Consider the following 10,521-nt stretch of genomic DNA (forward strand, 5'->3'; position numbering starts at 1 on the left):
CATTTTCTTTTTATTTAATAAAAAGCGGTGATTCTATTTGGAAAAAATAGTAATGAATAAGAAATCAAATAAATGGTTAGCTATTTTTATAATTATACTCGGTATATTCATTGTCATTGGATTATGGCCAAGTCAAACAGAAAATGATAGTAAAGAAACTGTGCTTCATCATAAGCCAACTTATCGATCAACGTACCATTTTACGACTCCGGACAAATGGAAAAACGACCCGCAGAGGCCAATTTATTTGGATGGAAAATATCATTACTATTACCTTTATAATGGTGATTATCCGCATGGAAATGGCACTGAATGGCGGCATGCAACATCCACGAATTTGGTGCAATGGAAAGATGAAGGGGTGGCCATTCCTAAATATACTAACAGAAATGGTGATCCATGGACGGGATCAGTCGTTGTGGACGATACAAATACGGCTGGCTTTGGAAAAGGGGCTCTTGTGGCGATCGTGACACAGCCCTCTGCTGATGGGGGGAAACAGGAACAATATTTATGGTACAGTACGGACCATGGAAATACGTTTACATCTTATCGTGACGATCCCATTATGCCGAATCCGGGGACAAAAGATTTTAGAGACCCGAAGATCATCTGGGATCATCAGATTAATAAATGGGTGATGGCAATAGCGGAAGGGACGAAGATTGGTTTTTATGAGTCTATGAATTTAAAAGATTGGCAATATACAGGTGGTTTATTTACAGAAAATATCGGGATTGTAGAGTGTCCTGATCTTTATTTGATGCGTGCGAATGACGGGACCTATAAATGGATTCTTGGTGTCAGCGCTAATGGTAAGTCGGCAGGTCAACCAAACACTTACGCCTATTGGACTGGACACTTTAACGGAAAGGAATTTTTCCCTGATCAAAGTGACCCTCAGTGGTTAGATTACGGCTTTGATTGGTATGGTGCTGTCACGTTTGAAGACGGGAAATACAGCGATAAATACAATCATCGGTATGCTTTAGCTTGGATGAATAATTGGGATTATCCCCATAATACGCCAACCCTTCAAGAAGGGTTTAACGGAACGGATTCGATTGTTCGTCAAATTAATCTAAAACAAGAAGACGATCATACGTATCGTTTGGTTTCACAACCCATTGAAGCATTAAATCAATTGACTAATACAACGGATTCGTTAAAACAAATAGAGGTTAATGGCACTACAACTCTTCATGTGACAGGCGATGCATACCAGCTTGAGACAGATATATCGTGGTCAGAGATCAAGAATGTAGGATTAAGACTTCGAGAATCAGCAGACAAAAACCGTCATGTAGATGTCGGGGTGTTTACAGAAGGTCAATATTCTTATGTCAATAGAGCTTTTACAGGGCAACCCGACAAGAGTGGTAAATATGTTGAAAGTAGGGCACCATTTGATGTGATTAAGAAGAACGTTCACTTAAAGATTCTCGTCGATAAAACAAGCATTGAAGTCTATATAGATGATGGGACCATCGTCTTTTCCAATGAAATTTTCCCGGAATTAATCGATCAAGGAATTACCCTTTTTACTGAAGGCGGCACCGCGATCTTTAATATTGTTGTAATCAAGCACTTCAACAAAGATCAAATCAATCTTTCGCCAAGCAAATTGGAGGTGGTTGAGAAGCCGGTAAACGACATCCTTGCCGGGTAACCTTTGTCTACGATCACTTTCCAAGAGACGGAACCAGTTCCGACCTTTAAAGACCAAAGAAAACAAAAGTTGGAAGATCGCCAGGCTAGAAAATCCGAACGACTTGGAGATGCCAGCCTGGCGAAGTAGATGGCTGATTTGCAAGGTAGAGAACAAGTTAGAAAACCGAGATTTAGTCTTTTCAGGCAGAGAAGTTTGGTGTACCATGAGGTTACACACCCTTCTTTGTTTGGATGGTTGCTCGACACGTCCATTTTACCAAATGAAGGGTGTTTTCTGTCAAGTACGGAACTTTTTTACCTCTAACCCTTTTAACGGCAAGACGTTGCATTAATTTTCAAGGTGCGAAAGTTTAATTCTTGCACCACAACCGTTGGAGAAATCTAGTAATGCATCATTATGAACCTGAGTTACTAAAGATTGATTTTAAATTATTCGAAAAAATATATGACACTATATAAAAATATTAGAATATTTTATGTTTCTTTCTTAACCTATAATGAATTTTGAAGGGGAAATACATTATAGGCTAGTCAGGGGGAAGCATATTGAGTAATTTGTTTTACAGACCAAAAAACGCTTGGATAGGGGATGTGATTCCGTTTTATCAGGACGGACAATTCCGATTATATTACCTCCATGAAAGACGCAATAAAGAACAATATGGAGAAGGTATGTCGTGGTATGAAGTACGGACGCATGATTTCGTACATTTCGAAGAATGTGGTGAAGCTCTCGCTCATGGTTCGATTAACGATCAAGATCTTCATTGCTATACAGGCAGCGTGTTCGAAGCGGGCGGGAAATATCATATGTTTTACACGGGGCATAATCCTCATCCGCCGTTTTGTGAGAATGGCGAAGGGTTGCAGTGCGTCATGCACGCCGTTAGCGATGATCTGCAAAAGTGGACAAAACTACCTGAGGATACGTTTTATGCCGATGGTGACCTGTATGAACGTCACGATTGGCGTGATCCTTTTGTGTTTTGGAACGAGGAAGCAAGTGAATATTGGATGCTCCTTGCCTCAAGATTGAAAACAGGTCCTTCGCGGAGAAGAGGCTGCATCGCATTGTGTGCTTCCAAAGATTTGTCGCGTTGGGAAATCCGTGAGCCTTTCTGGGCACCGGGTTTGTATATCACACACGAATGTCCGGATTTATTCAAAATTGGCGACTGGTGGTATTTGGTTTATTCCGAATTTTCGGAGAGATTCGTCACGCGCTATCGAATGAGCAAATCGTTACAAGGACCCTGGATTGCGCCAAAGCATGACGCTTTTGACGGACGAGCCTTTTATGCCGCGAAAACCTGGTCGGATGGCAAACTTCGTTATGCGTTTGGCTGGAATCCAAGCAAGGAGCTTGAGAATGATTACAATGAATGGCAATGGGCAGGCAATCTTGTAGTGCACGAAGTCATTCAGGAGGCAGACGGAACATTAAGTGTGAAGGTTCCGGAATCGTTCGATAGTTGTTTTAATCAAAAGCTGCCGTTTGAATTTTCTTCTTGTTTGGGTGAATGGAATATTGAAGGGAATACTTTAACGGTCAATCGACCAGACAAATTCTCCTGCGCAATGGCCGATATGATGCCAAAGTGCTGCAAAATCTCAGCAACGATGCAGTATCAATCGAATACTAAAGGTTTTGGGATCATGCTGAGAGCCAGCGACGATTTTGAAAACGCTTATTATATTCGACTCGAGCCTGATCGCAATCGTCTCGTTTTCGATATGTGGCCGCGTCGGGTTAAGGGAGAGGCGCAGTGGCATGTGGCCGGTGATCGACCCTATATGGAAGAACTGGAAATACCAATCGAGTTGACTCCGCAAACGGAATATGTAATAAAAGTATTTGTAGATGACTCCCTGTGTGTGGTGTATGTGGATGATAAAGTTGCTATGACCGCACGCCTCTATAATTTAAAACTAGGCAGATGGGGCGTTTTTGTTAATGAAGGCGAAGTTTCATTTGAAAATGTTCAGATCACGGGTATCGATGTATAGCAAAAATTTTATAAATTTATGACTATGACTAGGGAGGGAAGTTACATGAAAACGCTTAAAAAATTGGGTTTTCTATCTTTGGCAGTATGTGTGATATTGGTTCTGTTGGCGGGTTGCGGAGGAAACAATGAGAAAACGGATGTAGCAACGCAAAGTGATCCAGGAAAAGTCGAACAAACGGACAAGAAGAAAGTAATAAAATGGTTTATCGCCCGTGGCGTGGATGGCCCGATCGCACAAACCGTGAAGGAGATTGCCGATGAATTTACCAAGACTCATCCGAATTTCCAATTGGTTTTGGAAGGTATTGGTGATAGGCCTTCCTATTTACAAAAACTAAGAACCTTGATAGCCAGCAACGAAATGCCGGATATGTTTGATACTGACCCGGATGCATATGCTGATAAACTGGTAAAGCTAGGGTTGCTGGTCGATATGAAAAAAGTGCTTAAGGATATCGGAAAATATGATGATTATCGTCCAATCGCACTGCAGTATCAACAATTCGCGGATGGAAGTATGTACACGTTGCCGCTAGAATACGGGATTGAAGGATTTTGGTACAACATTAAAATATTTAATGATTTGGGACTAAAAACGCCTACCACTTTTGACGAGCTGATGACGGCGAGCGAAACGCTGAAGAAAAACAAAATCACTCCGATGGCTGTCGATGGAAAAGACAATTGGCCGGTATTACGGTATTTAGCTTTCAAGCCATTCCGCTTAACCGGCAACGACTTTATCGAAAAAGTTAAGAAGGGGGAAGCTTCATTCACCGAACCAGCAGGTATGGCAGGCATTAAGTTTTTACATGAAATCGGTGAAAAGAAATATTTCCAGCAAGGCTTTTCAGCAACCGATTATACGGCGGCAAGGGATTTATTCTTAGCGGGTAAAACGGCAATGTATTACATGGGTACATGGGAAACAATGAATTTTGCCAATGAAAACATCAGCGCTGAGATGAAGGACAACATCGGTTTTTTCAAGCTGCCAACAATGGATGGCGCAACAACCAAACCTAATGATTATTTCATCAATTCAGGAATAGGTGTAGCCTTTAACGCCAAAACCTTTGATTCTACAACACAGGAATTTTTGAAATTTTTATTAGAGAAATATCCGGAAGCGTACACGAAAAAAGGGCAATTCTCTCCGTTCAAATTCACTTTGGGCACAGATGTGAAGATGCCGGAAATCTTTAAGAGGATGCAAAAAGAAATGGAGCAATCCGGTACAACCTATGCGGTGCCTTGGGATACCCGCTTCGATCCGGCTACAAATGAACTGATCGGCAATGAAATTAGTGCGCTTGTACTTGGAGCCTCCAGTCCTGAGGAATTTGCGAAGAAAATGGATGCTGCTATCAAAGAAAACGCACCAAAATATTTTAAATAGAAGCAGCACACATGAATCCAACCACCGACATACGTTGGTGGTTGGTTCTTTCTTGAAAAGTAACTACAACATGGAAAGGTGTGTACACATGAATAAAATTTTGCGCAATCGAACAGCAATTTTAGTGTTCCTATTGCCGGCTTTAGCCATTTATTCGTTTACCGTTTTTATCCCGATCCTCTGGTCGCTATTTTATAGTTTCTATTCATGGGATGGAATTTCTGGAATGAGCTTTAATGGCGTACAAAACTACGTAAAAATGCTGACCCGGGACGATACTTTCTGGGATGCCTTTTACAATAATATCATTTACGTATTGATCATTGTGTCTATGCAAGTGTTTCTCGGCTTGCTTGTAGCGCTCATGGTAACGAAGATTGGAAAAGGACGGAATCTACTTAAAACCTTGTATTTTACGCCTGCAATTATTACCTCTGTAGGGATTTCACAGTTGTTTCAAAATATTTATTCTTATGAACCTATAGGTCTGGTGAATTTTATCTTAACCAAACTTGGTTTGGAATTTTGGGCTAAAGCTTGGCTTTCCGACTTAAACATCGTATTGACGGCCGTCTCCGTTCCCGAAGGCTGGCGATTTATTGGGCTTTATATGATTATTTTGTATTCTGCGCTCATTTCTATACCGAAGGAGATCATGGAGGCGGCAGAAATGGATGGGGCTACCGGCTGGAGGTTGTTTGGCAGCATTACATTCCCTTTAATCAAGCCTGTATTTATCGTAACTTTAGTTATGGCCACCACCGGTGCATTAAAAGGGTTCGACATTCCTTTTTTACTGACAAACGGAGGTCCTATGCATAGGTCTGAGCTGCTTTCGACATATATGTACAAAACGGCTTTCTCCAGCTTGGACTACGGATACGGCAGTGCGATTGCTGTCTTTATCGTAATCGAAAGCTTGTTGGCAGTATTTCTGATTAGAAAGCTAATCCGGGTCGACGATCAAAACGGAGGATACTGATGAAAAAAACTAATTTTAAAAGTTATCTATTTTACTTGATGGCCATTCTCGTACTTATTATTCAAGTGTATCCTATCATTTGGATTTTCTTGTCAAGCTTGAAAAACAGCAAGGAATTTTCCAGTAGCAATCCTTTAAACATCCCGATACACCCTACCTTTGATAATTACGTTAACGCATGGAATGGTGGACACATCAGTGTTTACTTCATGAACAGTCTTATCGTTGCGGTAGTTTCGATTATTGGTATCGTCGTTTTAAGCGCTACTGCGGCTTTTGCGATGGAGAAGCTTCAATTCAGAGGAAGCGGAAAGCTATTAATTTATTTTTTAGGCGGTATTATGGTTCCAATTCAGGTTACGCTTATTCCGTTATTCATGATTTATAAGGAGCTGGATATTCTTAATACGCATGCTTCGCTTATTCTTCCTCAAGTAGGTTTTGCCTTGCCCGTATCGATTTATTTGTTTGTCAGCTTTTACAAATATATTCCGGGTGAGGTCATTGAAGCAGCTATTATGGATGGTTGCAACGTTTATCGGATATTTTTAAAAATCATTTTACCCATGTCGAGAAATACAATTGTAACGGTAGTCGCTATGAACAGTATTTTTATTTGGAATGAATTCATTTTTGCCAATACCTTTATTAACGATGCCTCTTTGAAAACAATACCGGTTGGATTAAAGGATTTTGTCCAAGTTTATGGTCTTACGGATTGGGGATCAACTTTTGCAGCCATTAGTTTAACCACGCTGCCGACGCTGCTGGTTTATTTCTTTTTTAATAAAAGCGTTATCTCGGGTATGGCAGCCGGAGCGACCAAAGGTTAATTTTACATGTACTTTCGTATACAAAAAATATACAATTTAGGAGTAGAGTAAACCATACTAAAAATTGAGGGATGCACATGTTCAAGTTCAACAAAAGAGGCGGTTTCGTAACGATCAGACAGAAAATTATCCTGCTGGCTATTGTTTCGACCTTGATCCCATTGTGCAGTATCGGTACGTTCACGTTCTTGTATTTCATTAAGGTTGTTGAAAATAAAATTTCAGATACGACGTCCAATTTATTGAGTGTTATTAATTGGAATATCGACACCTTCGAGGTGGATGTGGAAAGCATCGCTAAGATGGTGCTTTCATCGAAAGATATCCAGTATTATTTATCCGACGAGACCAATGATTTTAAGGAAATGTACAAGCTGCAAACGTCCACCCGAGATTTTCTAATTAATCTCGCTAACAACAAATCTTACATTAATTCCATTTATGTAGGCAGTGACAAACAGGAGTATATTACGATCAATAGGAATGAGGGTGTTCATTCGGGCAACATCTATCAGACCATCATAGGCACAGAATGGTACCAAACCGTCAAAAAATATGATGGCCGCGGTGTTTGGTTTAACGCTGTTGGGGATGCATCGGTCAGTGGACAAAATTTGCTATTATTCGGCAAGCTGTTAAAAAATTTGGATACGCTTGAACCAACAGGAATCCTGATGATTACAGTCGACCGTAACGTATTTGATCAAATGTTTAAAGATATATACCGGGTTGGCGGTGATAGGATCATCATTTTGGACTATAAGAGGGTAGTCTATAATAGTGGCTCCTTGATCGGTAAACAGTTGATTGATGATAAGGAGGTCGCAACGCTTAGTGGTCTTCCTGAGAAGGGCAGAACCACCATTGAAATTTCCGGAAAAAAGTATATCGTCAATTACAGCACGAATGAGAGAACAGGCTGGAAAGTCGTCAGCATGATTCCATATGAAAGCATCCTTAAAGAGGTCAATATTATCAAGGGGCTAACCATTTTGTTAATCGTGGTTTCCTTTACACTCGCTATTATAGGATCCTATCTCATATCAAATAGAATTACGAAGCAGCTGGTTTTATTGAATAAGGTTGTCAATAAGATTGCCCTAAGGGAAGGCATTCACAATTATCACTTCAAGAATACGGATGAAATCGGAATCATAGGCAACCAATTTATTCATATTCATAATATGAACAGCGATCTGACGATCAAACTGTACGAGTCCAAGATCAAAGAGAAGGAAGCAGAACTTCTTGCGCTGCAAAGCCAGATTAATCCTCACTTCTTGTACAACACGCTGAATTCGATCTACTGGATGGCCGAAAAAATTAAGGCCAAGAATATTTCGAAAATGGTCATTTCACTCTCCAAGTTTTTCAAGCTCAGCCTCAATAACGGCAGCTATATAACGACAGTGGAAAATGAAATCGAACAAATTCGCAATTATTTGGAAATTCAAAACATTCGATACGATAATAAGCTGATTGTTTCGATTGAAGTGGAGCCATCTATATTGAAAGAAAAAGTAATTAAGCTCCTAATTCAGCCGTTGGTGGAGAATGCAATTTATCACGGTCTTGAATTGAAGGAGGGCGAGGGACATATTACGATAAGAGGCATGAAAAAGGAGCATGTTCTCGTGTTTGAGGTGATCGACGATGGGATCGGCTTTGATACTGAACATATTTCCGCAAAAAGCAAAGGATATGCGCTCAAAAATATTGAAGAAAGAATTAAACTCCATTACGGCGAATCCTATGGTATTAGCGTTGAGAGTGAACCCCTGATCGGAACAAAAGCTGTAATAACAGTTGGAATCATATCTTAAACGATCTTTTTAAGGAAGGAGGAATCAACGTGTACAAATTATTTATCGTGGATGATGAGAAGCTGGTTGTGGATGGTTTGAAGTCAATCATCGAATGGGAGAAGCATCAGATTGAAGTGATTGGTTCGGCGATGGACGGAACGAATGCGCTCGCAAGGATTCTGGCGCTTAAACCGCATATCGTTATGACGGATATTCGCATGCCGGGCATGAATGGTTTGGAATTGATTCAGCATCTCAGAGAAAAAGCTCCCGATATCGTATGTCTAATTATTAGCGGATATTCGGAGTTCAACTATGCCAAAAGCGCGATTGAATTGGAAGCGATCGATTATCTAATCAAACCAATCGAGCTGGATGAGATTGTAAAATCGGTCAAGAATGCTATTGTAAAATACGAAAAGAAGCAGAATGAAAAAAAAAGTGAATCGTTGCTAAAACATAGTGATTTCATCAGTCAAAGTCTTTTCTTCGATTTGATGATGGGACGTAGAATTATAGAAGATGTAACCTTCGGGGCAGAATCCGATAATTATACAGCCGTTGTTGCAGAGAGTACGTCCAGATACTGGGAGAAGGCGATTCAAAGGTCGGATGTGCCAACCATAATTGCAGAATATTTTCATGAGCGCGGTTTTCAGGCCTTCACTTATATATATCAAACCAGCCTGCTCCTGCTTTGCTCCTATCAACGCGGACGCAACATTAATGTCGCCGATAAGCTTCGCAATGCATTAAGCGGGATTCACCCGCTTCTGGAAAACGTAATGCCCGAATATTCAATGGGCGAAATAACGATGGGAGTAGGAAAAACCTGCTTTAGGGTTCAGGACGTCCATGACGGTTTCAAATCGGCGCGTGAAGCTTTGAAGTTCTGTCAGTACACGAATAAACCGATCACCTTTTATCATGAAATGGTTTTAGCGGAGCAACATCAGGAAACATTGACAGTGGAAGCGATTGTCGAACATTATTGTGAGATTCAAGGCTTTCATGCCTTTGAATTGTATTCGAAGATCGACCAATTGACAGGGTTTTCCCATCAATCAATGCTTAAACCGACCAAGCTTAGGGAAATTTACTTTCATTTGATCAATGTTATTTTCACAACGGTGATACATGAATATGAAGTTCGTTTGGAAACGGTTCTTGGCGAAAGATTTGAGATGTACGACAAATTGAACAAAATGATATCCATTGACGAAATGGGTCGATGGATGAAAGAGCAGGTTGAAAAGACGGACGAGTATCTGAAATCTCTTAAAAGCTCTTACAAGGAGAAACTCATCCATGACATTAAGCTGTTTATTCAAAGGAATGACAGCAAAGATTTAAAGCTAAACGATATTGCCGATCAATTTAATATAAGTCCGGCTTATATTAGCTCGTTATTCTCCAAAACGGCCGGTATGACCATTGTTGACTATATTACTGAGCAGCGTATGGAGAAAGCCAAAGATTATTTAAGAAACAGTAATGATAAAATATTGAAAATAGGCGAGATGGTTCATTATGATAACCAGCGATATTTTTGCCAAGTATTTAAAAAGTATGAGGGTTTAACGCCTAGTGAATATCGGCAAAAACACGGTTTGTAGGTGGAGTCTGGCGTGATAAGTAACTTTTAAACAGCATCGAAATACTTTTCGTCGGATACTTTTAGGGAGTGTGAGAGAATGTCTACAACAGATTATAAAGAGAGATACCGCCCGCAATTTCATTTTACTCCGGCTACGCAATGGATGAATGATCCGAACGGCCTTGTCTTCTTCGAGGGAGAATATCATTTGTTTTATCAATTTCA

The 10,521-nt window shown here is 40.3% G+C and carries 8 protein-coding genes and 1 pseudogene; 8 read left to right on the forward strand and 1 reads right to left on the reverse strand.

Translation table 11 applies throughout. From position 1 onward, the window contains the following. Window positions 1–52 precede the first annotated feature (52 nt). The gene (locus tag BK127_RS16055) at window positions 53–1,669 is read left to right on the forward strand and encodes a glycoside hydrolase family 32 protein (protein WP_083689347.1); all 1,617 of its coding nucleotides are present in this window, start codon (window positions 53–55) and stop codon (window positions 1,667–1,669) included. Here the strand turns inward: BK127_RS16055 and BK127_RS46075 are convergent. Further along, a pseudogene (locus BK127_RS46075) lies at window positions 1,610–1,876 on the reverse strand (IS4 family transposase); the annotation flags it as partial. The gene BK127_RS16055 and the pseudogene BK127_RS46075 overlap by 60 nt on opposite strands. A 341-nt stretch (window positions 1,877–2,217) precedes the next feature. Here BK127_RS46075 and BK127_RS16065 point away from each other — a divergent pair. The 7 genes from BK127_RS16065 to BK127_RS16095 all read left to right on the forward strand — a co-directional run. Next, window positions 2,218–3,678, forward strand: coding sequence for a glycoside hydrolase family 32 protein (locus BK127_RS16065; protein WP_076231891.1), 1,461 nt, complete (start codon window positions 2,218–2,220; stop codon window positions 3,676–3,678). A 45-nt stretch (window positions 3,679–3,723) separates the two neighbouring features. After that, a complete protein-coding gene (locus BK127_RS16070) occupies window positions 3,724–5,079 on the forward strand; it encodes an ABC transporter substrate-binding protein (protein WP_076231893.1) in 1,356 nt (451 codons plus the stop codon). Window positions 5,080–5,167: 88 nt separating this feature from the next. Next, window positions 5,168–6,061: a carbohydrate ABC transporter permease gene (locus tag BK127_RS16075; RefSeq protein WP_218639015.1), complete on the forward strand. Its 894-nt coding sequence runs from the start codon at window positions 5,168–5,170 to the stop codon at window positions 6,059–6,061. Continuing rightward, window positions 6,061–6,894: a carbohydrate ABC transporter permease gene (locus tag BK127_RS16080; protein ID WP_076231895.1), complete on the forward strand. Its 834-nt coding sequence runs from the start codon at window positions 6,061–6,063 to the stop codon at window positions 6,892–6,894. Before BK127_RS16075 ends, BK127_RS16080 begins: the two co-directional genes overlap by 1 nt. Before the next feature lie 77 nt (window positions 6,895–6,971). Next, a complete protein-coding gene (locus tag BK127_RS16085; RefSeq protein ID WP_076231897.1) occupies window positions 6,972–8,717 on the forward strand; it encodes a sensor histidine kinase in 1,746 nt (581 codons plus the stop codon). Window positions 8,718–8,746: 29 nt separating this feature from the next. Next, the gene (locus BK127_RS16090) at window positions 8,747–10,315 is read left to right on the forward strand and encodes a response regulator (RefSeq protein ID WP_076231899.1); all 1,569 of its coding nucleotides are present in this window, start codon (window positions 8,747–8,749) and stop codon (window positions 10,313–10,315) included. A gap of 78 nt (window positions 10,316–10,393) precedes the next feature. Next, window positions 10,394–10,521 (forward strand): hypothetical protein (locus BK127_RS16095; RefSeq protein ID WP_144026472.1); only part of this gene is annotated, 128 nt, incomplete at its 3' end.

Source organism: Paenibacillus sp. FSL H7-0331 (assembly GCF_001956045.1).

What these genes read in the sequence shown, in the direction of transcription:
- BK127_RS16080 (WP_076231895.1), top strand. Translation starts at nt 6,061, where the DNA reads ATGAAAAAAACTAATTTTAAAAGTTATCTATTTTACTTGATGGCCATT.
- BK127_RS16055 (WP_083689347.1), top strand. Translation starts at nt 53, where the DNA reads ATGAATAAGAAATCAAATAAATGGTTAGCTATTTTTATAATTATACTC.
- BK127_RS16085 (WP_076231897.1), top strand. Translation starts at nt 6,972, where the DNA reads ATGTTCAAGTTCAACAAAAGAGGCGGTTTCGTAACGATCAGACAGAAA.
- BK127_RS16075 (WP_218639015.1), top strand. Translation starts at nt 5,168, where the DNA reads ATGAATAAAATTTTGCGCAATCGAACAGCAATTTTAGTGTTCCTATTG.
- BK127_RS16070 (WP_076231893.1), top strand. Translation starts at nt 3,724, where the DNA reads ATGAAAACGCTTAAAAAATTGGGTTTTCTATCTTTGGCAGTATGTGTG.